This window comes from Pseudoalteromonas sp. MER144-MNA-CIBAN-0113 (assembly GCF_040308965.1).
Taxonomy (GTDB): Bacteria; Pseudomonadota; Gammaproteobacteria; order Enterobacterales; family Alteromonadaceae; genus Pseudoalteromonas; species Pseudoalteromonas tetraodonis.
On the sequence record NZ_JBEOOG010000302.1, the window covers coordinates 1 to 278 of the forward strand.

The 278-nt window shown below is 37.8% G+C and carries 1 protein-coding gene; it reads left to right on the forward strand.

Translation table 11 applies throughout. The features are described from left to right. Positions 1 to 278, forward strand: a 278-nt coding sequence (locus tag AAEY57_RS19800; RefSeq protein WP_350608644.1) for a superoxide dismutase, incomplete at both ends; no start/stop codon positions are given.

Consider the following 278-nt stretch of genomic DNA (forward strand, 5'->3'; position numbering starts at 1 on the left):
CCTGAAGGTATTGTGGCTCAGGTTATAAATGAGCAACTAGGCAGTTTTGATAAATTTAAAGACCAATTTACAGCCGCGGCAATTAGCCAATTTGGTAGTGGTTGGGCGTGGTTATGTGTAACGCCGGATGAAAAGTTGATTGTAGAAAATAGTGCTAATCAAGATTGCCCTTTAATGCAGGGAAATATCCATATTTTGGGACTTGATGTATGGGAGCATGCCTATTATTTGAAGTATCAAAATAAACGTCCTGACTATATTGCTGCATTTTATAATGT